General features: G+C 71.4%; 25 protein-coding genes. 15 read left to right on the top strand and 10 right to left on the bottom strand.

The genetic code is table 11. The annotated features are described in order from the left end of the window. Positions 1 to 23 precede the first annotated feature (23 nt). Positions 24 to 728, top strand: a complete 705-nt coding sequence (locus HDA44_RS09040) for a CBS domain-containing protein (RefSeq protein WP_184832887.1) — start codon at positions 24 to 26, stop codon at positions 726 to 728. A 1-nt stretch (position 729) separates the two neighbouring features. Here HDA44_RS09040 and HDA44_RS09035 read toward each other — a convergent pair whose 3' ends face one another. Then, positions 730 to 1,866, bottom strand: a complete 1,137-nt coding sequence (locus tag HDA44_RS09035; protein WP_184832886.1) for a site-2 protease family protein — start codon at positions 1,864 to 1,866, stop codon at positions 730 to 732. Between the two features lie 265 nt (positions 1,867 to 2,131). Between HDA44_RS09035 and HDA44_RS09030 the strand changes: the two genes are divergently transcribed. The 11 genes from HDA44_RS09030 to HDA44_RS08980 are packed head-to-tail and all read left to right on the top strand — an operon-like array spanning position 2,132 to position 12,911. Continuing rightward, positions 2,132 to 2,716 carry a hypothetical protein gene (locus HDA44_RS09030; RefSeq protein ID WP_184832885.1) on the top strand — a complete coding sequence of 195 codons (585 nt, stop codon included), beginning with the start codon at positions 2,132 to 2,134 and terminating at the stop codon, positions 2,714 to 2,716. Positions 2,717 to 2,770: 54 nt separating this feature from the next. Further along, positions 2,771 to 5,335 (top strand): cation-translocating P-type ATPase, encoded by a 2,565-nt coding sequence (locus HDA44_RS09025; protein ID WP_184832884.1) that lies wholly within the window; start codon positions 2,771 to 2,773, stop codon positions 5,333 to 5,335. After that, complete coding sequence (locus tag HDA44_RS09020; RefSeq protein ID WP_184832882.1) at positions 5,332 to 5,769, top strand: hypothetical protein; 438 nt, start codon at positions 5,332 to 5,334, stop codon at positions 5,767 to 5,769. Before HDA44_RS09025 ends, HDA44_RS09020 begins: the two co-directional genes overlap by 4 nt. Beyond that, positions 5,766 to 6,758 (top strand): serine/threonine-protein kinase, encoded by a 993-nt coding sequence (locus HDA44_RS09015; RefSeq protein WP_184832881.1) that lies wholly within the window; start codon positions 5,766 to 5,768, stop codon positions 6,756 to 6,758. The genes HDA44_RS09020 and HDA44_RS09015 overlap by 4 nt, the downstream gene beginning before the upstream one ends. After that, the gene (locus HDA44_RS09010; RefSeq protein ID WP_202887279.1) at positions 6,727 to 8,064 is read left to right on the top strand and encodes a V-type ATPase 116kDa subunit family protein; all 1,338 of its coding nucleotides are present in this window, start codon (positions 6,727 to 6,729) and stop codon (positions 8,062 to 8,064) included. Before HDA44_RS09015 ends, HDA44_RS09010 begins: the two co-directional genes overlap by 32 nt. Beyond that, complete coding sequence (locus tag HDA44_RS37950) at positions 8,061 to 8,462, top strand: ATP synthase subunit C (RefSeq protein WP_202887278.1); 402 nt, start codon at positions 8,061 to 8,063, stop codon at positions 8,460 to 8,462. The genes HDA44_RS09010 and HDA44_RS37950 overlap by 4 nt, the downstream gene beginning before the upstream one ends. Next, positions 8,462 to 8,704: a hypothetical protein gene (locus tag HDA44_RS09000; protein ID WP_202887277.1), complete on the top strand. Its 243-nt coding sequence runs from the start codon at positions 8,462 to 8,464 to the stop codon at positions 8,702 to 8,704. Before HDA44_RS37950 ends, HDA44_RS09000 begins: the two co-directional genes overlap by 1 nt. Next, a complete protein-coding gene (locus HDA44_RS08995) occupies positions 8,697 to 9,233 on the top strand; it encodes a V-type ATP synthase subunit E family protein (RefSeq protein WP_184832880.1) in 537 nt (178 codons plus the stop codon). Before HDA44_RS09000 ends, HDA44_RS08995 begins: the two co-directional genes overlap by 8 nt. Further along, on the top strand, positions 9,230 to 10,954 hold the full coding sequence (locus HDA44_RS08990) for a V-type ATP synthase subunit A (protein ID WP_184843197.1): 1,725 nt from the start codon (positions 9,230 to 9,232) through the stop codon (positions 10,952 to 10,954). Before HDA44_RS08995 ends, HDA44_RS08990 begins: the two co-directional genes overlap by 4 nt. After that, positions 10,951 to 12,321: a V-type ATP synthase subunit B gene (locus tag HDA44_RS08985; RefSeq protein ID WP_184832879.1), complete on the top strand. Its 1,371-nt coding sequence runs from the start codon at positions 10,951 to 10,953 to the stop codon at positions 12,319 to 12,321. Before HDA44_RS08990 ends, HDA44_RS08985 begins: the two co-directional genes overlap by 4 nt. After that, positions 12,318 to 12,911 carry a V-type ATP synthase subunit D gene (locus HDA44_RS08980; protein ID WP_184832878.1) on the top strand — a complete coding sequence of 198 codons (594 nt, stop codon included), beginning with the start codon at positions 12,318 to 12,320 and terminating at the stop codon, positions 12,909 to 12,911. Before HDA44_RS08985 ends, HDA44_RS08980 begins: the two co-directional genes overlap by 4 nt. A 102-nt stretch (positions 12,912 to 13,013) precedes the next feature. On the opposite strand, the gene HDA44_RS08975 is transcribed toward HDA44_RS08980, so the two are convergent. The 4 genes from HDA44_RS08975 to HDA44_RS08960 form a co-directional block, all read right to left on the bottom strand. Next, complete coding sequence (locus tag HDA44_RS08975) at positions 13,014 to 13,385, bottom strand: SPW repeat protein (RefSeq protein WP_184832877.1); 372 nt, start codon at positions 13,383 to 13,385, stop codon at positions 13,014 to 13,016. Between the two features lie 129 nt (positions 13,386 to 13,514). Next, positions 13,515 to 14,333, bottom strand: coding sequence for an FAD/NAD(P)-binding protein (locus HDA44_RS08970; protein WP_202887275.1), 819 nt, complete (start codon positions 14,331 to 14,333; stop codon positions 13,515 to 13,517). After that, positions 14,326 to 14,460, bottom strand: coding sequence for a hypothetical protein (locus tag HDA44_RS37945; RefSeq protein WP_272956407.1), 135 nt, complete (start codon positions 14,458 to 14,460; stop codon positions 14,326 to 14,328). The genes HDA44_RS08970 and HDA44_RS37945 overlap by 8 nt, the downstream gene beginning before the upstream one ends. Continuing rightward, positions 14,453 to 15,517: a 4Fe-4S dicluster domain-containing protein gene (locus tag HDA44_RS08960; protein ID WP_184832875.1), complete on the bottom strand. Its 1,065-nt coding sequence runs from the start codon at positions 15,515 to 15,517 to the stop codon at positions 14,453 to 14,455. The genes HDA44_RS37945 and HDA44_RS08960 overlap by 8 nt, the downstream gene beginning before the upstream one ends. 108 nt (positions 15,518 to 15,625) lie before the next feature. On the opposite strand from HDA44_RS08960, the gene HDA44_RS08955 reads away from it, so the two are divergent. The 3 genes from HDA44_RS08955 to HDA44_RS08945 are packed head-to-tail and all read left to right on the top strand — an operon-like array spanning position 15,626 to position 18,176. Then, on the top strand, positions 15,626 to 16,375 hold the full coding sequence (locus HDA44_RS08955) for an NADH-quinone oxidoreductase subunit B family protein (RefSeq protein WP_184832873.1): 750 nt from the start codon (positions 15,626 to 15,628) through the stop codon (positions 16,373 to 16,375). After that, entirely contained in the window at positions 16,372 to 17,667 is a 1,296-nt protein-coding gene (locus tag HDA44_RS08950) for a nickel-dependent hydrogenase large subunit (protein ID WP_184832871.1), read from the top strand. The genes HDA44_RS08955 and HDA44_RS08950 overlap by 4 nt, the downstream gene beginning before the upstream one ends. Further along, positions 17,664 to 18,176: a hydrogenase maturation protease gene (locus HDA44_RS08945; RefSeq protein ID WP_184832869.1), complete on the top strand. Its 513-nt coding sequence runs from the start codon at positions 17,664 to 17,666 to the stop codon at positions 18,174 to 18,176. The genes HDA44_RS08950 and HDA44_RS08945 overlap by 4 nt, the downstream gene beginning before the upstream one ends. 193 nt (positions 18,177 to 18,369) lie before the next feature. On the opposite strand, the gene HDA44_RS08940 is transcribed toward HDA44_RS08945, so the two are convergent. The 5 genes from HDA44_RS08940 to acsA are packed head-to-tail and all read right to left on the bottom strand — an operon-like array spanning position 18,370 to position 23,524. Further along, on the bottom strand, positions 18,370 to 18,612 hold the full coding sequence (locus HDA44_RS08940; protein WP_184832868.1) for an acyl carrier protein: 243 nt from the start codon (positions 18,610 to 18,612) through the stop codon (positions 18,370 to 18,372). Further along, positions 18,609 to 19,865, bottom strand: a complete 1,257-nt coding sequence (locus HDA44_RS08935) for a dihydrolipoamide acetyltransferase family protein (RefSeq protein ID WP_184832866.1) — start codon at positions 19,863 to 19,865, stop codon at positions 18,609 to 18,611. Before HDA44_RS08935 ends, HDA44_RS08940 begins: the two co-directional genes overlap by 4 nt. Further along, positions 19,858 to 20,832 carry an alpha-ketoacid dehydrogenase subunit beta gene (locus HDA44_RS08930; protein ID WP_184832864.1) on the bottom strand — a complete coding sequence of 325 codons (975 nt, stop codon included), beginning with the start codon at positions 20,830 to 20,832 and terminating at the stop codon, positions 19,858 to 19,860. Before HDA44_RS08930 ends, HDA44_RS08935 begins: the two co-directional genes overlap by 8 nt. Then, positions 20,829 to 21,788 (bottom strand): pyruvate dehydrogenase (acetyl-transferring) E1 component subunit alpha, encoded by a 960-nt coding sequence (pdhA, locus tag HDA44_RS08925; protein WP_184832862.1) that lies wholly within the window; start codon positions 21,786 to 21,788, stop codon positions 20,829 to 20,831. The genes HDA44_RS08930 and pdhA overlap by 4 nt, the downstream gene beginning before the upstream one ends. Further along, positions 21,785 to 23,524, bottom strand: a complete 1,740-nt coding sequence (gene acsA / locus HDA44_RS08920; RefSeq protein ID WP_184832860.1) for an acetate--CoA ligase — start codon at positions 23,522 to 23,524, stop codon at positions 21,785 to 21,787. The genes pdhA and acsA overlap by 4 nt, the downstream gene beginning before the upstream one ends. Positions 23,525 to 23,534: the final 10 nt, after the last annotated feature.

The following is a 23,534-nucleotide window of genomic DNA, read 5'->3' as shown; positions in this document are numbered from 1 at the left end:
CACGAGGTACAAGGAGGGCCGAGATGAGGCATCCGTTGAAGGTTTCGGACGTGATGACCCGCGAGGTGATCACGGTGACCGAGGACACGCCGTACAAGGAAGTGGTGTCGCTGCTCGCGACCCATCACATCAGCGCGGTCCCGGTACTCAACCGGTACGGCGGCATCGGTGGCGTGGTCTCGGAGACGGACCTGCTCCGCAAGGAAGAGTTCCGGCGCCGGCCGTCACCGTGGCTGCTGCGCTGGTGGGGCTCCGCGACCCGGTCCAAGGCGGCCGGCGCGCGGGCCGGCGAGGTGATGTCGCATCCGGCGGTGACGATCGCGGAGACGGCGACGATTCCCGACGCGGCCCGGTTGCTGGCGGCGCGTGGGATCACCCGGCTGGTCGTCACCACCGCCGACGGCGAGGTCCTGGCGGGGATCGTCACCAGGTCGGACCTGCTGAAGGCGTTCCTGGAGCCGGACGACCGGATCCTGCAGCGGATCCGGCGCGATGTCGTCGTGCACGCGCTCTGGGACGATCCGTTCGGCATCGAGATCACCGTGCACGACGGTGTCGTGACGTTGTCGGGAGAGGTCGACCAGCGCAGTACGGCCGCGGTGGCCGCGAAGCTGACACGGGAGATCGACGGCGTGGTCGATGTCGACAACCAGCTGACCTGGGTGTACGACGACCTGGCAGCCACGCCGAACCCGCAGCCGTCACCCGAATCCCGCCGCCGCCCGTAGGTCAGGTGGCTTGTGCCGCTGGGCGGAAGGCCGCGAGGTGGACCAAACGGGCGATGTCCTGCCCGCGGAAGACGCCGACGAGCCGGTCGTGCTCGATGACGAGGGCCAGTTCGTCAGGGGCCGGTGACATCCGGCTGACAAGGTCGGCAAGCAGGTCGTCGGGGTGCGCGACGGGTACGTCGGCCAGCGGCCGCTGGACGTCCGCGATCGTGGTCGAAGCACGACGGGTGGCCGGAACCCGCGCCAGCCGGTGCAGTGCGACCGTGCCGGTCGGTGCACCGTCGAGGTCGACGACCGGGAAGACGGCCTCCCGGGTCCGTGGCGCGACTTCGGTGACGAACCGCTCGACCGGCATCGCGACGTACGCCGTCACCTCCGGCTGCGACATGGCCGCCCGCACCGTGGTCTGTCCCAGGCTGATCCGCAGCCGCGTCAGCCGCGACTCCGCGGTCACCGACGTGATGATGACGAAGCCGATCATCACGAGCCAGAGGCCGGTGAGCGAGCCGCTCAGCCACTCGGCGAAACCGAGGCCGGTGAGGAGATAGCCGATCACCTGGCCGCCGCGCCCGGCGGAGATCGCGGCCTGGTTCGGGTCGCCCGAGCGCCACCAGAGGGCGGCGCGCAGGATCCGGCCGCCGTCGAGTGGCAGCCCGGGGAGCAGGTTGAAGACGGCGAGGAAGACGTTCATGATTCCGAGCCACCACAGCGACATGACGATCAGCCCCGGCACTCCGGTGCGATTCAGCAGCACCGCGATCGTCCCCGAGCCCAGGCCCAGACCGAGACTGGTGAGCGGGCCGGACGCGGCGATCCAGAACGCCGTCCGGGGTGTGGCCGGCTCGCCGTCGAGCACGCTCGCTCCGCCCAGCATCCACAGCGTGATGCGCTGAACGGGAATCCCCGCTCGTTGCGCGACCACCGAATGCGCGAGTTCGTGCAGCAACAGCGAGCCGGCGATCAGGAGTCCGCAGACCACACCGGCCGTCCAGTACGCGCCGGACGAATAGCCGGGTGCCAGCTGCGGAAGGACCGCGGTCGCAAGCCCGTCGGCGACCAGCAGGATGAGCACGAGCAGCGACCAGTTCGCTCCGACCTCCACGCCTGAGATGCGGCCGAACCGAATCGTCTGCTTCATGTGCCCTCCTGCCGGCCGGGGGACGGAGGAAGTCAACCGCCGCTGATGCAGCGGGCCGAGCTGTACGGTGCACGGCTTGGGGTCCGTTTCTCCGTACCTGCTTGCCGCGGCTTCCTCCGCCCACTTCCAGTACACGGCCCGAACCCGAACCAGCGCAGGGCCGAAGGGCCCGTCTTACCGGGACCGGCGTGGCTCCGGAGTTCCCCGCGATGATGGGGACTTTCGTCCCTGTGCCGGGACCGTGCGACGGGCTACAGCTTGCTGTATGACCAACCCTGCCTGGTCTCCGGTCTTGCCGGCACCGCGTGATCCGTGGTTCCGGCTGCACCCGCGTACGGCCCTCGCAGTCGCGATCGCGCTCTCCGCAGGCGTGCTTTCGCTGACCGTGTTCACGGGGAAGCCGGGCGACGACTACTTCTTCCTGTACGTCTTTCCGGTCGCGCTGATCGCCATCACGTTCGGTTCGCGCGCCGGGACGGTGGCCGGGCTGTCCGCTGTCGCCCTCGTCATCGGCTGGGTGGCACTGCGGGACGTGTCCTTGAGTGCCGGCGGCTGGGGAGCCCGGGTGGTACCGCTGGTGATGCTCGGTCTGTTGCTGGGCAGGGCGTCGGACCGGCAGCGTCAAGCCGAGGCGGAACGCCGGCAGCTGGAGGCCGGCGCGCTGCTGCATCAGGAAGCGATCGAGATCAACGACTCGCTGGTGCAGGGTATGGCCGCGGCCCGGTGGTCGCTGGAGGCCGGTCAGCTGGAGGCCGGCCTCAAGATCCTGGACGCGACGCTCGGCGAGGCCCAGGAACTGGTCTCCGACCTGATCCGGCGCGCCGGCATGAGCAGGCACTCCGGGCCCTGAGGTCGGGACGTTAGGCCCTGACCTGGGTACCACGCGCGCCGCGAGGCTGTCGGCATGGTCAGCGTCCAGTCGTCGAGCCTTCGTGGTCTGTCGGCAGCGGATGCGGTCCGACGACTCGCCGCCGACGGGCCGAACGAACTGCCCGCGCCGCGGCGGCCCGCGCCCTGGAAACTGCTCGCCGGGCAGCTGACGCATCTGTTCGCGCTGATGTTGTGGGTGGCGGCGGTGCTGGCGCTGGCCGGCGGACTCGCCCCGCTGGCGATCGCGATCGTGCTGATCATCATCTTGAACGGCGTCTTCGCGTTCGCGCAGGAGTACCGCGCCGACCGGGCCGCCGAGCGGTTGCGCGACCTGCTGCCGGCCAAGGTGCAGGTGATCCGGGACGGTCAGGTCAGCAGTATCGACGCCACGCGGCTGGTTCGTGACGATCTCGTCCTGCTGAGCGCGGGCGATCGGGTTTCGGCGGACCTGCGTCTGGACACGGTGCACGCGCTCGCGGTGGACGAGTCGATGCTGACCGGCGAATCGGTCCCGGTCCGGCCGGCGGCCGGCGCCCAGGTGTACGCCGGGACGTTCGTCGTCCAGGGCGAGGCCGAGGCGGTCGTGACCGCGGTGGCCGGGCAGACCCGGCTGGCGGGTATCCAGTCGCTGACCGAGAGTGCGCGGCGTCCGGCCAGCCCGTTGACCGTCGAACTGCATCGGCTGATCCGGGTGATCGCGGTGATCGCGGTAGCGGTCGGCGTGTCGCTGACCGCGGTCTCGATGCTGCTCGGCCTCCGCCTGACCGAGGCGTTCCTGTTCGGCGTCGGAGTGATGGTCGCCCTGGTGCCCGAAGGCCTGCTGCCGACCGTGACCTTGTCGCTGGCCCGCGGCGCGCAGCGGATGGCGCACGGCAATGCCCTGGTCCGGCGGCTGGACGCGGTCGAGACGCTCGGCGCCACCACGTACGTCTGCACCGACAAGACCGGAACGCTGACGATGAACCAGATGGAGGTCCTCGAGGTCTGGACCCCGCGCGGGCGGGTCACGCTGAACGGGCACGGCTACGACCCGCAGGGTACCGCCGCGGGGGAACCGGCGGCGATCGAGGCGGCGGCCCGCGCCGCGGCATCGGCGATCGCCTGCATCCGGGGCCGGGCGGTCCGGTCCAAGGACCGATGGATCGCGGAGGGCGATCCGATGGAGGTCGCTCTCGACGTACTGGCCCGTCGGCTCGGCGTACCGGCCGTCGACCCGGACGCGATCAGCCACCGGGTGACCTTCAGCAGCGAGACCAGGCACAGCGCGGTAGTTGCCAATGGCAACACACAGGTGATCGGCGCGCCGGACGCGCTGCTGCGGTACTGCCGGGCCAACGGCGCCGCCGCGGCCGCGGTCGAGGATCTGGCCGGGCGTGGCCGCCGGGTGCTCGCGGTGGCGGCCGCGCCCGGAGTGCTGGTCCGGGACGGCCGGCTGCGGCTGGCGCCGGGCGCCCTCGAGCTGCTGGCCGTCGTCGGGCTGGAGGACCCGCCGCGAACCGATGTGCACACGGCGTTGACGACCTGCCGTCAGGCCGGTGTCCGGATCGCCGTCGTGACCGGCGACCACGCGGCCACCGCGGCGGTGATCGCCCGTGAGGTCGGCCTGCTCGGACCTGACGGACTGGTTGTCACCGGCAACGAACTTCCGGCGGACGACGAGCAGCTGGGCGCGCTGCTCGACCGCGCGGACGGTGTCGTGGTCGCTCGGGTGACGCCGGCGGACAAGCTGCGGATCGCGCGGGCGCTGCGGGCTCGCGGCCACGTGGTCGCGATGACCGGCGACGGCGTCAACGACGCCCCGGCGTTGCGCGAGGCCGACGTCGGGGTGGCGATGGGCGCCTCGGGCAGTGACGTCGCGCGGGCCAGTGCCGACCTGGTACTGCTCGACGACCACTTCGCCAGCATCGTGACCGCGATCCGGCTCGGCCGGGCGACGTTCTCGAACGTACGGCGTTTCCTCACCTATCACCTGGCCGACAACGTGGCCGAACTCGCTCCGTTCGTGGCCTGGGCGCTGTCCGGAGGGTCGATTCCGCTCGCGATCGGCGTCCTGCAGGTGCTGGCCCTGGACATCGGCACCGACGTGCTGCCCGCGCTGGCACTCGGCGTCGAACGGCCCGGTCCCCGGGTCCTGGACGGCCCCGCGCGGCATCGTCGGCTGGTCGATCGCGGGCTGCTGATCCGGGCGTTCGGTCTGCTCGGGATGACCGAGGCAATGCTGACGATGGTGGCGTTCCTGCTGATCCTGTCCGGTCATGGCTGGCACTTCGGAGCCCACCCGTCCAGCGCCGCGCTGGCGGTTGCTTCCGGTACGGCGTTCGCGGTGATCGCCCTGACACAGAAGGCGAACGCGTTCGCGTGCCGTAGCGAGCGGAGCACCGTCTTCAGAGTCGGCTTCACGACCAACCGGCCGCTGCTGCTGGCGCTCTCGATCGAGGTCGTCCTGCTGATGATCTTCCTCGGCCTGCCCCCGGTGGCGCGATTGCTCGGTGGCGGCTGGCCGTCGTCCCTGGGCTGGTTGCTGGCCGGTGCGGCGGCGATCGTCCTCTTGCTCGTCGACACCGCGGCCAAACTCCTGCGCGGAGGTGCCGCGCGATGAGCACGATGCTGGACCGGTTGTGGCGGTTCCGTCCGGTCGGTGCGCCGGGTGGCGCGGGTCCGGTCGGGGTACCGGAGGACGCGCGCTCCGGCGTACCGGCGGAACTCGCCGGCGTCTTCGTGGCCCTCGATGCCACGATCGCGGAGTGCGATGAGGTGCGTGCCCACGCGGGACACGAGGCCGCGGGCATGGTCGCGGCCGCCCGGACCGACGCGGCCGCGCTGGTGGCCGCCGCGCGTACCCAGGCGGTCGGCGAGCGAGCAGAGATCGCCGCGGCGATTCAGGCCCGTGGCGATGCGGAGGTGGCGCGGACGCGAGCCACCGCGACGGAGGACACCGGAGACCTCCGGCAGGCCGGCTCGCAGCGGATGGACGACTTTGTCGCACTGGTCCTGGACCGGTTGCGGGCCGACGTGCAAGGGCTGGTCCGGTGAGCGCGGGCTGGGTTGCGGCGACCGTCCGCGCGAAGGCTATGGCCCGCCGTCGACTCGGCGCCGGCGCTGCCCGCCGGATCGCGTCGGCCCAGAGTTTCGCCGACGCGCTCGGTCTGCTTGACGGCACCGCGTATGCACGAGCGGGTGTCCCGGGTACGACGTACGCACGTCCGGCAGCAGCAGGTACGACGCTACCGGAGGTGGAATGGGCGGTCGCGGCCGTGGAGCTGTGGCAGTTGCGCGTCCTGGCCGGCTGGCTGCCGCGGTCCGCGGCCGGTCTGGCCCGGGCGCTCGGCGCGCGCTACGAACTCATGAACATCGAAGCACACGCCCGGGTGCTGGCCGCGGTACCTGGGTCGCCTGGTGCGGGGCGGTGGCCGGCGTACCAGGATCTGGGCAGCCTGGCGCTGTCCTGGCCGCGGATCGCTGCCACCACGTCGCCCGTGGAGTTGCGATCCGCGCTCGCTGCCTCGCCGTGGGGTGATCCTGGCGACGACTGGGCCGCGAATCTGCACGACGTCCTGGTCCTGCGCTGGTTGGGGATGATCGTGGCCGCGGCGCCGCAGACGGCCGAATGGGTGACCGGCGCCGCGGTCCTGATCATCGCCAAACAGTTGCTGGTAGCAACAAGTGGCCCGGCCGGGAGGCTGGTGCGGGCAGCCGCGCCGCTGATCGGATCGGGCTGGGAGCGGGCCCGGTCGGTCCCGGACCTGCGCGCCGCGACGCCGGTCCCGGGCCGGTGGGTCCTGGACGGCATCGCCACACCCGGCGAGCTCTGGCGGGCCGAGGCGAGGCTGGCAGCCCGGATCGAGTCCGACGGGTTCCGGCTGCTCCGCGACGGAACGCCGGGCGTGACACCGGTTCTGGGTGCGGTGGCGGTCTTGGCAGCTGACGGCTGGCGGGTGCGGGTCGCACTCGGAGACGCGGCGTACGGCGCCGGCCCGGGGGAGGTGCTCGATGCACTCGACGTCTTCGGGGTCATGGCGTGACGCCGTCCGGCCGGTACGGATGCAGCGGATCGCGCTGGTCGTGCCGAGCATGCACCAACGGGCACTGCTCGATCGGGTGAGTTCGGCGGGCGTTGTCGAACTGGACGCACTACGGCCCGACATCGAGGCGGCGGTCGTCGCGGAGCGCCGGCCGGACTGGTCGGATCGTGAGCTGGAGCTCCGCCGGCGCACGGCTCAGGCAGTCCCGCACGGACCGGTGACCGCGCTACTGGGGTGGACGCCGGCGGCGAAGCTCGGCGAGTTGGCGGATGCGCTGGCACCCGTCGGCGGCGCTGCCGTACCGCTTCCGTCACCGCGCGGCGTGCAGCCACCGACCTTGTTGCGGCAGAAGGGCCGCGGACAGTCGTTCGAGGTGCTGGTGGGGACGTACACCACGGTGCCGTATGTCGATGTCGATCCAGCGCTGGCCGCGGGCATCGCCTACGTCGCGATGTTCGGGATGATGTTCGGCGACGTCGGCCACGGACTGTTGCTGCTGCTCGGTGCGGTGATCGTCCGGAGTGGCCGCGTCGGCCGGCTGGCCAGGCTCAAGCCGGCGTGGCCGTTCCTGGCCGGCGCGGGCGCGGCGAGCGTCGTGTTCGGTGTGCTGTACGGCGAGATGTTCGGCCCGACCGGCCTGGTACCGGTGGTGTGGTTGTCGCCGGTGGACAACGCCGTCCCGTTGCTGCTGACCGCGATCGGTGCCGGGGCGGTGCTGCTCGCCGGAGCGTACGCCCTGGGCATCGTCAACCGGTACCGTGAAGGCGGTTGGGGGTACGCGCTCTACGCCCGGACCGGGATCGCCGGGGCGTTGCTGTTCCTGGCGCTGGGCGGCGTTGCCGGGGGCATCTATTTCGGCAGCGACTGGTTGCTGGCCGGCTCGGTCCTGCTCGGCATCGCCGGTTTGCTGCTGACGTTCGCCGGACTGCTCGCCGCGTCGGACGGCGGCGGCGCCGGCGTGCTGCAGGCGATCGTCGAACTGTTCGACGTCGTTGTCCGGCTGGGATCGAACGTGGTCTCGTTCGCCCGGCTGGCGGCGTTCGGCCTGACGCACGCCGCGCTCGGGGCAATCGTCTGGACCGGCACCGTCGCGTTGTGGAACGGCGGTTCGGTGCCGGAGCGGCTGGGTGCGGTGCTGGTGCTGATCGCCGGCACCGGCGTCGCGTTCGCTCTCGAGGCGCTGGTGGCGGGTATCCAGGCGCTGCGGCTCGAGTACTACGAACTCTTCTCGCGGGTGTTCGACCTGGACGGGCGGCCGTTCCGTCCGTGGCGGCTGCCCGCGGACGAACCGGAGGTGACATCGTGAAGGAATTCCTGCGCCGGCATCGGCGGGCGGCGGTCCTGCTGGCTGTGCTGAATGTCGTCCTGCTCACCGGAGCGGTCGCGGTGCTGATCGCGGTCGTGACCGCGGACTGGGGAGTCGCCGCGGGCCGGCCGGACGCGGCGGCAACCGCGGTCCAGGCCGTCCAGGTCGCGCAGGCCGCCGGACAGCCGAACGGCTCGGCCCTGATCGGCGCGGCGATCGCGATGGCCGGCTCCGCGATCGGGGCCGGCGTCGCGGTCGCGTACACCGGCGCGGCCGCGCTGGCCGCGATGAGCGAGCGGCCGGAGCTGTTCGGCCGTGCGATGGTGGTGGTCGGTCTGGCCGAGGGCATCGCGATCTACGGCCTGATCGTCGCGATCATCCTGGTGGGGAAGGCCTGATGACCCTGATGACCCGGATGACACAGGTGGCCGTCCTCGGTGCGCCGAGCCGTGCGGCCGGCTACGGACTGGCGGGCGCAAGGTTGCTGATGGCAACCACACCTGACGAGGTGCGGCTCCAGTGGTCCAGGCTGCCCGCGGCGGTCGGCGTCGTGCTGCTGACCGCGGCGGCAGCCGATGCGCTCGGTCCGGAGCGACTCGGCACAGCAGCCGTGCTGACGGTGGTGCTGCCCGATGAGTGACCCGCGCGCGGTCGCGCCGGCCGGGGCCGGCGCGGCGCTGGATACGGTTCGGGCGGCCTTGCTGGCCGCGGCTCGCGCCGATGCCGCGGACATGTCGCGCAAGGCGGAGTCGCAGCGAGACGAGCTGCTCGATCAGGCGCGCCGTACCGCGGACCATCTCGTGGCGGAGGCGCGCGCGGCCGGGGCGGCCGACGCCAACGCGTCGCTGGCGGCCCGAATGGCGCAGACCCGGCGGGAGTCCCGGCGGTCGGCCCTGTTCGCGCAGCGGGAACTCTACGACGAGTTGCGTCGCCGCTGCCGCACGGCCGCGTCGGCACTGGCCGGAACGCCGGAGTACGCCGGCCTCCGCCAGTTGCTGATCGACGCGGCGCGCAGGCAGCTCGGCGCCGGGGCGGCCGTCGAGGAGAGCCCGGACGGAGGCATCGTGGCGTCCGCCGGCAGCGAGCGGATCGACCTGAGCCTGCCCGTGCTGGCCGATCGCGCGCTGGCTCGATCCGGATCGGAGGTGGCCGGGCTGTGGACGCGATGACGCGGCCGGACGGAGAGCGGATGGGCCGGATTCGCCGGGTCAACGGGCCGCTGGTCGAGGCGGTGGGCATACCGGACGCGGCGATGTACGAGGTGGTGGAGCTGAGTGACCGGCGGATTCCGGCTGAGGTGGTCGCGATCGACGGCGGAACGGTCACACTGCAGGCGTTCGAGTACACCGGCGGGCTGATGACGGACGATCCGGTTCGCCGCACCGGGCGCCCGCTGTCGGCGCGGCTGGGGCCGGGGTTGCTCGGGCGGGTCTTCGATGGCCTGTTGCGGCCGCTGTCGTCGGCACCGATCTGGCTCTCCCCGCAGCCCCTGGTCCCCGCGGAGCAGTCGTCCGCCCGGTGGCAGTTCGTACCGAGTGCGGCGGCTGGGCAAGAGCTTGCGGCCGGTGCGGTACTGGGCACGGTCGCCGATGCGGGCTCGATCGAGCACCGCGTGCTGGTACCGCCGGGCGCCGGTGGTGAGCTGCGGTTCGTGGCGAGCGCCGGCAAGCTGGCGGAGGACGAGGTGGTCGCCCGGATCGGCGCCACGGAGATCGGGTTGTTCGAGCAGTGGCCGGTCCGGCGGCCGCGGCCGTTCGCCGCCCGGGAAGAGTCCTTCGCGCCGCTGCGGACCGGGCAGCGGGTACTGGATCTGCTGTTCCCGATCGGGGCTGGTTCGAGTACCGCCGTACCGGGTGGTTTCGGCACCGGAAAGACCGTGCTGCTGCAGCAACTCGCGAAATGGTGCGACGCGGACGTCATCGTGTACGTCGGATGCGGCGAACGGGGCAACGAGATGGCCGACGTACTGGGCGATCTGGCCGAGCTGACCGACCCCCGGACCGGCGGCCGGATGATCGACCGCACGGTGATCCTGGCGAACACGTCGAACATGCCGATGATGGCGCGGGAGGCCAGTGTCTTCACCGCGATCACGGTCGCCGAGTACTTCCGCGACATGGGGTACCACGCGGTCGTGGTCGCCGACTCGACCTCGCGGTGGGCCGAGGCGCTGCGCGAGTTCGCCTCGCGGACCGGCGCGTTGCCCGCGGAGGAGGGGTATCCGGCAGACCTGTCCTCGTCGCTCGCGGCGTTCTACGAGCGCGCCGGCCGGGTCCGTACCCACGGCGGGCGCACCGCGGCGGTCACCGTCGTCGGCGCGGTGTCGCCGCCCGGTGGGGACCTGACCGAGCCGGTCACCACCGCGACCGAGCGGTTCGTCCGCGGCGTGTGGTGCCTGGACCGCGACCTCGCGTACGCACGGCACTATCCCCCGGTCAGCTGGTCGGCCTCGTACTCGCATGACGCCGGTGCGGTGGCCGGTTGGCACGCGGGCCACGGTAACGCCGGCTGGGCAGCGCGCCGGGCCCGTGCTCTGGACGTACTCGCCGGGGCCGCGCGGCTGAGCGAACTGGCCGAGATCGTCGGGACCCGAACGCTGCCCGGCCGGGAACGGATGACGATCCTCGGCGGCCGGCTGATCCGGGACGCCGTCCTCGCACAGAGCGCGCTGAGTGCGGTCGACGCGACCTGCTCCGCCGAGCGCGGCGCGGCTCTGCTGCAGCTCGTCCTGGACGTGATCGACCGCTGTCTGGCTCTGATCGATCAGGGGATTGCCGCGGCGGCGATCGAGGAGTTCGACTTCGGCCCGCTGGTGCGGGCGCGCGAGGAGGCGCCGGACCTGTCCACCTGCCGTGCCACCGTGATGGCGGCACTCGAGGCGTTGCCATGACGGACATCGAGTACGGCGACGTGCGGTCCCTGGAAGGGTCGCTCCTGGTGGTGCGTGGCGTCCGTGGCGTCGGCTGGGACGAGTCGGCCGTGATCAAGGCCGACGACGGTAGCGAGCGGCATGGCGTGGTCCTCGAAGTGGCCGATGATCTCGCCGTCGTCCAGGTCCTGGAGGGCACGGTGGGGCTGCGGCGCGGGGGAGCCGGCGTCCGATTCAGCGGCAGCGCGTTCCGGATACCGCTGGGCCGGGGTTGGCTCGGCCGGACCTGCGACGGACGCGGCGAGCCGCTCGACGGCGGCCCGCCGGTCACCGGCGCGGAGACGGCCGCGGTGAACGGATGGCCGCTCAATCCGGTCGAGCGGGAGTCGCCGCGCGAGCCGGTGCTGACCGGGGTCTCCGGGATCGACGCGCTGACCACCCTGGTCCGCGGCCAGAAGCTGCCGATCTTCTCCGTACCGGGACTGCCGCACCTCGAGCTAGCCACCCAGATCGGGGCGCAGGCGTCGGCCGGCGGCGATCCGTTCGTGGTGGTGTTCGCGGCGATGGGGCTGCCGCACGCGGAGATCGACTTCGTCCGGACGGCGCTGGAGCCGCGGGCCGCCGCCGGTGAACTGGTGATGGTGCTGAACAGCGCCGACGACCCGGTGATCGAGCGGTTGCTGACGCCGCGGGTCGCGTTGACGATCGCCGAGGACCTCGCGTTCGTGGGCGGCAGCCACGTGCTGGTGGTGATGTCCGACCTGACCAGCTACTGCGAGGCGGTCCGCGAGGTCGCGGCGGCGCGTCAGGAGATCCCGGCGCGGCGGGCGTACCCGGGGTATCTGTACAGCGACCTGGCATCGCTCTACGAACGGTGCGGCCGGATCCGTGGGCGGCCGGGCTCCGTGACGATCATGCCGGTACTCACCATGCCCGCCGGTGACATCACGCACCCGGTACCCGATCTGACCGGCTACATCACCGAGGGACAGATCGTGCTGGCCGGCGATCTGCACGCCCGCGGCCTGTACCCGCCGCTGGACGTCCTCGGATCGCTGTCCCGGTTGATGCGGCACGGCGCCGGGCCGGGCCGCACCCGCGACGATCATCTTGAGCTCGCCGCGCAGGCCATCGCGGCGCTGGCCCGGGCACGGCAGGCCGCGGAGCTGGCCGATCTGATCGGTACCGGCGCGCTGAGCGGCACCGATCGCGGCTATCTGACGTACGCGACCGCGCTCGAGGACGCGCTGCTGCGCCAGCGAACGGACGAAGCGCGCGGCTTCGGCGACACCTTGGACCGGCTGTGGACGGCGGTGTCGGTACTGCCGCGGCGCGAGCTGACGATGGTTTCGGAAGCCTTGCTGGACGAGCATCTGGGGGACCGATGAACAGCGGAAGGTCGGGGCGTCTCGTCCTCACCGCCCGGCTGGCGACGGCCCGGCGGGCGGTGGAACTGCTGGATCGCAAGCAGCGTGCTCTCGCCGTCGAATGCGAGCGGCTCGAGCTGGTGGCGGGCCGCGCCGCCGAGGACTTCGAACGCAAGGCGCGGACGGCGGCGCTGTGGCTGCGCCGAAGCAATGCCCTGGACGGCGAGCGGACCCTGCTCGCGTCGCTGCCGGAGGCAACTGTCGAGGTCGCCGTCGAGTACGACGTGACGATGGGCATCAGGCACCCGGCCGGTGTCGGCGTGACCTTCGGCCCGGAACCGTACCCGGCCGGTAGTTCGGCTCTGGTCCAGGCCATCCGGGAACACCGTACGGCGCTGGCGGCGGCGCTCGAACTCGCGGCCGTCCAACGGGCCGTCGTCCTGCTGTCGGCGGAGCTGGCGCTGACCCGGCAGCAGCAGCGCGCGCTCCAGCTGCGCTGGATCCCGAAGCTGGAGCAGCAGCTGACCGTGCTCGTTCAGCGCCTCGACGAGTCCGAACGGGAGGAGAACGTCAGGCTGCGCTGGGCAGCCCGTCGCGGGCACGAATCGTGAAAGATCTTTGCGGCCAAGCGACTCTTTGCGGCCAAGCGACGGCCCCGTAGACCCAGGCCGCGCCGGATGCGCCGGATCGCCGGCGCATCCGGCCGATCGCGGTCAGGCGAGGTGGTGCTCGTGGCGGTAGACCGACCGGCTGGCCGGCATGGCGGCCAGTGCGGCGAGAACCACCACACCACCCGCGATCCACGAGGTCCACGCGGCCGCTGTCGCGTCGGTGTAGGTGAACACCCACGGCGCGATGAACGCCGCGACCCCACCGACCGCGGTGACACCTTCGTCGAAGTAGGCGCCCGGCATGGCAAGCGCGATCAGCGCCAGCACGGCGACCACCCCTCCGATCACGGACATCGCCCAGGTCCCGGTGGTGTCAACCGTGACCCACAGTGGCGACAGAGCCAGGTACAGGCCCGCGAGCAGGCTCAGCCAGTCCTGCGGGCGCGTCCAGGCAGTCGACTGAATGTCTGCCATGTCGCTCATCTCCCTCTCTCTTTCCCGGCGGGCCGACCGGAGCGATCGGTCCCCTCATTTCGATCGTGGTCCGGCCGCGGGCAAGGCCGTAGGGACGAACGTCACCGGTTCCGGCGGACCTTCGGCGGGTCACAGCTCCGGTACGGCGAGCAGTGGTGCGGCGACGGCGTAGGTCACGACCGGACCGTCGCGGCAGACGAGCAACGGTCCGAGCTGGCAGTGCCCGCACAGCGCGATTCCGCACTTCATCGACCGTTCGAGCGACACCTGAATCCGCTCGGCGGGCACCCGCGCGCGGCGCAGGACGCGGGCGCTGAAGCGCATCATCGGCTCCGGGCCGCAGAGGAACGCGACGGTTCGCTCCGGATCGAGCCGCAGCTGGGCCAGCGGCTCGGTGACGAACCCGACGGTGCCGTCCCATCCGGCCGCCGGGGCATCGACGGTGAGCTCGACGTCGACGTCGTCGCGTGCCGCCCAGGCGTCCAGTTCGGCGCGGAACAAGAACTCGTCCGGGGTCCGCGCACCGGCGATCACCACCACTCCGCGGTACGCCGGGCGCCCGGCCAGCGCGGCCAGTACGACCGGACGCAGCGGTGCCAGCCCGACGCCGCCGGCCACGATGACCAGATCGTTGCCGATGGCATCTTCCGGCGCCCAGGTGGTACCGAACGGTCCGCGGACACCGATCACGGTTCCGACGGTGGCGTCGTGCAGAGCGCGGCTGACCGCTCCGACCGACCGGACAGTGTGCAGCAGCGTCCCGCCGGCGGTGCCGCTGATCGAGATCGGTACCTCGCCGACGCCGTACGCGTAGAGCATCGCGAACTGACCCGGACGGAACGGAGCCAGCGGCTGATCGACCGGCTCCAGCCGGAGCGTCGCCGAGTCCTGGTTCTCGATCGTGCGCCCGGCCACCCGGTACCGAACCGGAAGCATCGGCTCAGCCATGATCGGCGTACAGGTCCAGCAACCGCGCACGTGTCGACTGCAGCCGATCGAGGAGTACGGCCATCAGCTGTCGCGTCAGCACGTACTCGCGTTCGTGCGCCGTCAGGCCGTCGTAGAGGTCAGGCATCGGCGAGCCGCCCGGCTTCTTCGGTGATGTCGATGCCGACGGGACACCAGGCGATGCAGCGGCCACAACCGACGCAGCCGGAGCCGCCGAACTGGTCGTACCAGGTGCTGAGTTTGTGGGTGATCCATTGCCGGTAGCGGCTCTCGCCGGAGGCCCGGACACTGCCGCCATGCAGGTAGGAGAAGTCGAGTTCGAAGCACGAGGACCAGCGTTGCCACCGTTCGGCGTGGTCGCCGGTCAGGTCGGTGACGTCCTCGGTCGTGGTGCAGAAACAGGTCGGGCACACCATCGTGCAGTTGCCACAGATCAGGCATCGTTCGGCGACGTCCGCCCAGTGCGGCGACTCGCGGCTGCCGGCCAGCAAGGCCCGCAGGTCGACTTCGGGCATGGCGCGCCCCATCCGCTGCGTCGCGGCGTCGACTGCCGCCCGCGCGTTCCCGGCCTCGTCCGCGTGCGCGTCGCGATGATCGATGCGGTCGAGCAGCGCCCGGCCGGCGTCCGTACCGGGCTCGACGACGAAGTGGCCGGTCAGTTCGGTGAGTGTCAGGTCCGCGCCGGGGCCGGCGGCCGGCCCGGTCCCCATCGAAGCGCAGAAGCAGACCCCGCCGGGCTCGGTGCAGTTCACCGCCACGACGAACAGCGACTGATGCCGGGCCTCGAACGCTCCGTCCAGCCGCAGCACGTCCCGAAGCTTGCCGATCGCGGCCAGGTCGCAGCCGCGGACGCCGAGCAGCGCGTACCGCGGCCGATCCGGCTCAGCCGGCTCGAACGGGCCGTTCGTGTCCGTGGACCACAGCTTCCGCCGCGGTGGGTGCAGGAACGTCTTCCACGACTGGGGTCCGGCCGAATGCGCGAACAGCGCGTCGTCGTCGCGGCGCCGCAGCCGGTAGTACCCCGGACCCGTCTCGACACCCCAGCCGGCCGGCAGTTGGCCGGCGCCGGTGAGCTCGGCCAGTACGATCGCGCCGCCCGACACCGTCGGTCCGATGACCTGGTACCCGTCGGCAATCAGTACCTCGACCAGTTGGGTCAGTCCGTCCACGATCGCCTGGCTCATAGCGCGATCGTGCCGAGGACCGCCGTACCGGCCAAGGGCCGAAGGTCCCGGCCGCTGCTGCCGTCCGTCCCTGGCGGCCGGGCGGCCCGTCTGGTGTGCTCGCAGACGATGGATACTCCGACGCTTGCGGTGTTCAAGCTCGCCTCGTGTGACGGTTGCCAGCTCACCGTGCTGGACTGCGAGGACGAGCTCCTCGCGCTGGCCGGACGGGTCCGGATCGCCCACTTCCTGGAGGCGTCCAGCGCGGTCCGGCCCGGTCCGTACGACGTGACGCTGGTCGAGGGCTCGATCACCACGCCGGCCGACGCCGAGCGAATCCGGCAGATCCGTGCCGAGTCGAAGGTGCTGGTGGCGATCGGTGCCTGTGCCACCGCCGGCGGGATCCAGGCGTTGCGGAACTTCGGCGACGTGGCCGAGTTCGCCTCGGTGGTGTACGCGCGGCCGGACTACATCGACACACTGGCCACCTCGACGGCGATCGCGGACCATGTCCCGGTCGACTTCGAGTTGCGCGGGTGCCCGATCGACCGGCGTCAGTTGCTCGAAGTGCTGACCGCCTTCCTGGCCGGCCGGAAGCCGGATCTGCCGGACACCTCGGTCTGCACCGAGTGCAAGCGTCGTGGCCTGACCTGTGTGCTGGTCGCGGACGGTACGCCGTGCCTCGGGCCGGTCACGCACGCCGGGTGCGGCGCGCTGTGCCCGGCGTACCGGCGCGGTTGTTTCGGCTGTTTCGGGCCGATGGCTTCGCCGAACGTGGCCGCGCTGGTACCGCGGTTGCGGGCCGCGGGGATGTCCGAAGACGAGGTGGGTCGGGTCTTCCGTACCTTCAACGCCGCGTCCGGAGGCTGGTCGTCGTGAGTCACCGGGCGCGGCAGTTGAAGGTGAGTTCGCTGGCCAGGGTCGAGGGGGAGGGCGCGCTGCGCGTCACCGTCCGGGACGGCGTGGTGGAGCGCGCGGACCTGCAGATCTACGAACCGCCACGGTTCTTCGAGGCGCTGCTGCGCGGGCGGGGCTACACCGAGCCGCCGGACATCACCGCGCGAATCTGCGGGATCTGCCCGGTCGCGTACCAGACGAGCGCGTGCAATGCGATCGAGGACGCCTGCGGAGTACGGATCGATGGCCCGATCCGGGAACTGCGGCGGCTGCTGTACTGCGGCGAGTGGATCTCCAGCCATGCGCTGCACATCTATCTGCTGCACGCGCCGGACTTCCTCGGCTACCCGGACGCGATCGCGCTGGCGGCCGATCATCGCGAGATCGTCGAGCGCGGGCTGCTGCTGAAGAAGGCCGGCAACGCGATCCTGGAGCTGGTCGGCGGCCGGGCGATCCACCCGGTCAACGTTCGCGTCGGCGGGTTCTACGCGGCCCCGGGCCGGGCGCGGCTCGACCACCTGGCCGGGCAGTTGCGGCCCGCGCTCGACGCCGCGATCGAGACCGTGCGCTGGGTGGCCGGATTCGGCTTCCCCGACCTGGAGACCGACCATGAACTGCTCGCCGTCCACGACCCGGCGGGGTACGCGATCGAGGGCGGTACGACGGTGCGCCGCAGCGCCGGACCGGACTTCGAGGTCGATGCCTTCAGCAACCATGTGGTCGAGGAGCAGGTCCCGTACTCGACCGCGCTGCACGCCGCCCTGGACGGCGGGCGGTACCTGACCGGGCCGTTGGCCAGGTACACGCTCAATCACGACCAGCTGTCACCACTGGCGCTCGGGCTCGCGGCGGACGCCGGCCTCGGCAGCGAGTGCCGCAACCCGTTCCGGAGCATCGTGGTCCGGGCGATCGAGACCGTGTACGCGGTCGAGGAGGCGCTGCGGTTGATCGCGTCCTACCAGCCGCCGGAGCCGTCGTACGTCGTCGTACCGGCTCGGGACGGAGTGGGGCACGGACTCAGCGAGGCACCGCGCGGGCTGCTGTACCACCGGTACGAGATCGGCGCCGACGGGCTGATCCGGTCGGCGACGATCGTGCCCCCGACCGCGCAGAACCAGGCTGCGATCGAGGAAGACCTGCGGCGAACGGTGGCGGCCAACCTGCACCTCGGCGACGAACCGCTGACCGGGTTGTGCGAGCGGACGATCCGTAACTACGACCCCTGCATCTCCTGTTCGACGCACTTCCTCGAACTCACCGTGGAGCGGTCGTGACGACGGCGGTGGTGATCGGTGTCGGCAACGAATACCGCCGCGACGACGGTATCGGTCCCGCCCTGGTGGCCGCGCTGGAAGACCGGTGGCTGCCCGCGGTCAAGCTGATCGGGTCGGACGGCGAACCCGCACGGCTGATCGACGACTGGGCCGGCGTACCACTCGCGATCGTCGTCGACGCCGTACTGTGCGACCCGTCCACTCCGGGCGAGTTCTACCGCACCGAGGTTCCGCTCGACCACCCAGGCGCCGCGCCGTCCGCCCCTACCGAGCCGCCCGGCGCCGGGGCACACCCGCATTCGGCCGGCTCCCACAGCCTCGGCATCCCGGACGCGCTCCGCCTCGGGCAAGCCGTCGAGCGTCTTCCCGGACGCCTGGTCGTCTACGCGGTCGAGGCGGCGGACGTCTCCTTCGGCACCGAGTTCTCTGCTCCGGTGGCCGCGGCCCTGCCCAGGCTGGTCGACGCCGTCCTGACCGAACTGAAGTCGGCAAGAACGGTGGCACGATGACCGGCGGACCGAATCGGCGACGGGGTACGAGGGAAGCCGGCTGCGCGCTTCCGCGGCGAGCCGGGAGGTACGGTGAACGGCCTGGGGGAACCGCAGCGCCGTACGCCGGCGCCTGACTTCCCTCGCCCATCTCCAGTCAATCCGGTCCCGCCACCACCTCGAAGGGCCGAAGGTCATCTCCCCGGCAGGCCCTTCAGGCGCTGAGGAAGGCGATGCAGCCGGCCATCGTCCGGAGGCGCGGGTAGTCGTCCTCGTCGATCCGGCGATGTGCGCCGGCGCTGAGGAACTCGACGAAACTGAGGAAGTCGAGGGAATCCAGTTCGAGCTCGTCGCGGAACGCGGCGTCGTCCGGAAGCGCGTCGAGGTCGGCGTCGGGGACGATGCGTAGCAACGCGTCGCCGACCAGTGCCCGGGCATCCTGCGTGGTCAGGGTCATAGCTCCTCCGGTGTCTGCAGCAAGTGTTCGATGGTGGCGAGGAAGCGGCCGCCGGTGAAGCCGTCGGTCGCGCGGTGGTCGGCCGCCAGCGTGAGGGTCTGGCACGGCCGGACGCCAAGGAGGCCGTCGACCGCCCACGGACGCTCGACGATCCGCCCGGCGCCGACCAGCGCGACCTGGGGCGGGTAGATGATGCCGTGCACGCTCTCCACGCCCTGGTCGCCGAGGTTGGTGACGGTGATGGTCGCGTCGGTCAGCTCGGTACGGCGGAGCCGCCCGGAGCGGGCGCGTTCGACCAGGTCACGGAGTCCTGCCATCACCTCACCGACCGGCAGGTCAGCGGCGTCGTGCAGGGCCGGGGCGACGAGTCCACCGCCGCGCAGCGAGATCGCGACACCGAGGTGGACCTGGCCGGCGGCCTGGAACCCGTGCTCGGTCCAGAACCCGTTCAGCTCCGGATGCCGGTGCGCGGCCAATGCGGTTGCCTTGAGCAACAGAGCTGCCGGAACCAGGCGATCGGTGACCGGCAACTCGCGGTTCGTCCGGGTCAGCCAGTCGAGGGCGGTGGCGAGGTCGACGGTGCCGGACAGGTGGTAGTGCGGGATCTCGCGCGCCGACCGGGCCATCAGCCGCGCGATCGCCGCCCGCTGAGATTTCTCCACGACGTGCCGCGCAGCGGGCGCCCGCTGAGGTGCCGCCTTCGTCGATTGCGCGGCCGGGCCGGTCTGCGGTGTGACAGGGGTACGGCGGTGGTCCGAGGCGGGGATAGTCCCGGCGAAGCGGCGGACGTCCTCGGAGGTGATCAGGCCGCGCTGTCCGGTTGCTGGTACGGCGGCGAGCTCGACGTGGAGCGTCTGCGCGAGTTTCCGTGCGTACGGCGACGCCTTGATCCGCTCCGGCGCCGCGCCGCGGGCCGCGTCCGCTCCCGCCGGCGGCCGGGTGCCGGCTTCGGACTGCGGCGGATGCACAGCCTGGCCAGGCTGTTGCCCTGCGGGATGAGCCCGGCCGGTCTTGGGCTCCGTGCCGTCGATGATGGCCAGTGGGGTGCCCACGTGGACTCGTTCGCCGACCGGGACGAGGATCTGGCCGATGGTGCCGGCGGTGAAGGTCTCGACTTCGATGGCGGCTTTGTCGGTGTCCACGACGGCAACCGGGTCGCCCTTGCCGACGATGTCGCCGGGCTGGACGAGCCACTCGATCACGGTGCCTTCGTCCATGTCCGCGCCGAGTGACGGCATCCGGAACTCAGCCATTGCCGTTGACCGCCTTCCGGACCGCCGCGACGATGCCCGCCGGCTGCGGCAGCGCCGCATCCTCCAAGTGCTTCGCGTACGGCATCGGGACCTCCGCGCTGCACACCCGGTCGACCGGCGCGTCCAGGTCCTCGAACGCCTGCTCGGTGATCCGCGCGCTGATCTCCGCCGACAGGCTGCCGCTGCGCCATCCCTCGTCGACCACGACGGCACGGTGCGTCCGGCGTACCGACTCGATGAACGTCGCATCGTCGAGCGGCCGCAGAGTGCGCAGGTCGATCACCTCGGCCGAGATGCCGTCGGCGGCGAGTTGTTCGGCGGCGTCCAGGGTCTTGCCGAGCGTCCCGCCGTACGTCACCAGGGTCACGTCGGTCCCCGGGCGACGGATCGCGGCATGATCGATATCGACCGGCCCGTCGGCCTCCGGCTCGCCCGCCAGGTTGTAGAGCGAGCCGTGTTCGAACAGCAGGACCGGGTCCGGGTCGGTCAGCGCCGGCCACAGCATTCCGCGCGCGTCCGCCAGTGTGGCCGGCGCGACGATCCGCAGCCCTGGAATGTGCGCGTACCAGCCCTCGAGGCTGTGCGAGTGCTGCGCGGCCAGTTGCCGGCCGGCGCCGGTCGTCATCCGGATTACCAGGGGTACGCCCAGCTGTCCGCCGGACATGTGCCGCAGTGAGGCGGCGTTGTTCAGGATCTGATCCAGCGCGAGCAGACTGAAGTTGACCGTCATGATCTCGACGATCGGCCGCAGCCCGGCCATCGCCGCCCCGATCCCGGCACCGACGAACGCCGACTCCGACAACGGGGTGTCCCGGATCCGGTCCGGCCCGAACTCCTCGAGCAGCCCCAGGCTGACCCCGAAGCACCCGCCGTACGCCCCCACGTCCTCGCCCATCAGGAACACCCGCTCGTCGCGCCGCAGCGCGTCCCGGAGCCCTTCCCGCAGCGCCTCCCGGTACGTCGTCATGACTTCTCCGCGTACACGAAGCGGGTCAGGTCCTCGACCGGCTCGAGCGGCCCCTCCGCCGCGGCGGCGACGGCCCGCTGGATCTCGTCGTCGACCTCACGGTGCAACGCCTTCAGCGCGTCGTCGGTGAGCTGCATCCGCCGCACCATCGCCTCGATCGGGTCGCGTTCCTTCCACCGCGCGATCTCCGCCTTGTCGCGATAACGGTCGGAGTCGTACATCGAGTGCGCCCGGAACCGGTACGTCCGCAACTCCAGGAAGCCGGGCCCGCCGCCACCGCGGATCGTCTCGACCGCCCGCCGCGTTGCCTCCTCGACGGCGAGGACGTCCATCCCGTCGACCGCCCAGGCCGGCATGCCGTACGACGACGCGCGTAACGCCAGGTCGGTCTGCGCCTGGGCCCGCGCGAGCGCCGTACCCATGGCGTAGAGATTGTTCTCGCAGCAGAACAGCACCGGCAGCTTCCACAGCGCCGCGAGATTCATACACTCGTGGAACTCGCCCTCGGCGACCGCGCCGTCACCGAAGAAGCATGCGGTCACGTGCAGGTCGGCGCGCATCCGGTCGGCCAGCGCGATCCCGACCGCGAGCGGCAGCCCACCGCCGACGATCGCGTTTCCGCCGTAGAACCGCCGCTTGGCGTCGAACAGGTGCATCGACCCGCCGCGACCGCGACTGCACCCCGACGTGCGGCCGAACATCTCGGCCAGTACCGCCTCCATCGGGATCCCACGGGCCAGCGCATGGCCGTGTTCGCGGTACGTCGTCACCACGGCGTCGGCAGCGGTCAGGTCGCTCAGGACGCCGGCCGCGATCGCTTCCTCGCCGACGTACAGGTGCAGGAAGCCGCGGATCTCGGCCGCGCTGTACAGCTCGGCGCAGGCCTCCTCGAACTTGCGGATCCGCAGCATCTGGCGGAGCAGGTCGGTGTGTTGCTTGACAACAGCTGTGGTCATCGTGGTCGCTCCAATGTGGACAGATCACCTTCTGGCAGGCCGAGTTCGCGCGCCTTGAGCAGGCGGCGCATGACCTTGCCGCTACTGGTGTGCGGGAGGTGCTGGTCGAAGGCGACGTCCCGCGGCGCGACCGCGCCGAGCCGGCGCCGGCCGAACGCGATCAACTCGGCCCGAAGTGCATCGTCCGGCTCGTACCCCGGCCGGAGCGTCACGAACGCCTTGACGATCTCGCCGGCGACCTCGTCCGGTACACCGATCACGCCGGCCTCGGTCACCGCCGGGTGCTCGAGCAGCGCGCTCTCCACCTCGAACGGGCCGACCAGATGCCCGGAAGACTTGATTACGTCGTCGGCGCGGCCGACGAACCAGAAGTAGCCGTCGGCATCGACCCGGGCCAGGTCACCGGTCAGGTACCAGCCGCCCGCGAACGCCTGCCGGTACCTCAGGTCGTCGTGCAGATAGGCGCGGAACATCGAGGGCCAACCTGGCCGCAGCGCCAGCTCACCCACCTGATCGGTGCCCAGCACGGACACCTGGCCGCCGGTCACCGCCGCACGTCCGTCGTCGCCGCACCGCAGTACCGCGGCGTCGATACCGGGCATCGGACGCCCCATCGAGCCGGGCCGGATCGGCATCGACGGATAGTTGCTGATCATGATCGCGCCGGTCTCGGTCTGCCACCAGTTGTCGTGCACCGGTATCCCGTACGCTTCCCGTGCCCACACCACCACTTCAGGATTGAGCGGCTCACCGACGCTGGCGATGTGCCGGAGTGCGGACAGGTCGTAGCGGGAGGCCAGCTCGGCGCCGGCCCGCATCAGCATCCGGAGCGCCGTGGGCGCGGTGTACCAGACCGTGACGTGGTGGTCGGCCAGAACCTGGTACCAGCGGTTCGCGTCGAAGTCACCGTCGTCGGCCAGCAGCGTCACGCCATGGGTGAGCGGCGCGATGATCCCGTACGACGTGCCGGTCACCCAGCCGGGGTCCGCGGTACACCAGAAGACGTCGTCGGGCCGGAGATCGAGTGCGAAGCCGGCTGTGATGTGCTGCGCGACGACGGCGTCGTGCACATGCACGGCGCCTTTCGGGGTGCCGGTGGTTCCACTGGTGAAGTGGAGCAGTGCCATCGCTTCCGGGCTGGTCGCCGGGATCGTCCAGTGGTCGGGCTGGGACGCGAGCGCGGCTGTCAGGTCGAGCGTGCCGTCCGGCGGGTCCTCCGCCGCGTCGATCAGGAGTACGTGGCGTAGCCCGTGAAGCCGGTCGCGCTGGGGTGCGATCTTGCGCCGGTACAGGGCCGTCGTGGTGACCAGCACCTGGGCATCGCCGAGCGTGAGGCGGTTGCGGATCGGCTCCGGGCCGAACGCGGCGAACAGCGGCGACAGGACGCTGAGGTTCTTCCAGCAGCCGAGCGCCGCGACGTACAACTCGGGTTGCCGGCCCAGCAGAGTGAAGACGCGCGCCCGCGGCCCGACATCCAGCGAGTGCAGCAGGTTCGCGAACCGGTTGGACAGCAGGCTGAGCTCCCGGTACGTCAGGTCGCGCGTCCCCGACCGCCCGACGGTCCGGACCGCGACGTGGCCGCCCCGGCCGGTGGCGACGTGCCGGTCGACGGCCTCGTACGCGATGTTGAGGCCGCGGCCCTCCGGCAGCCCGCTGAGCAGCTGCGTGGCGGCGGCCCACGAGAAGTCCTGTCTGGCCTCGTCGTAGCTGCTCAGTGTGGATCCGGCAAGCAACATTCCTGGTCCC

It is taken from the genome of Kribbella solani (genome assembly GCF_014205295.1).
Classification (GTDB): domain Bacteria; phylum Actinomycetota; class Actinomycetes; order Propionibacteriales; family Kribbellaceae; genus Kribbella; species Kribbella solani.
Note: the sequence above shows the minus strand (reverse complement) of the source record. Positions and strands in the feature narration are given on the sequence as shown.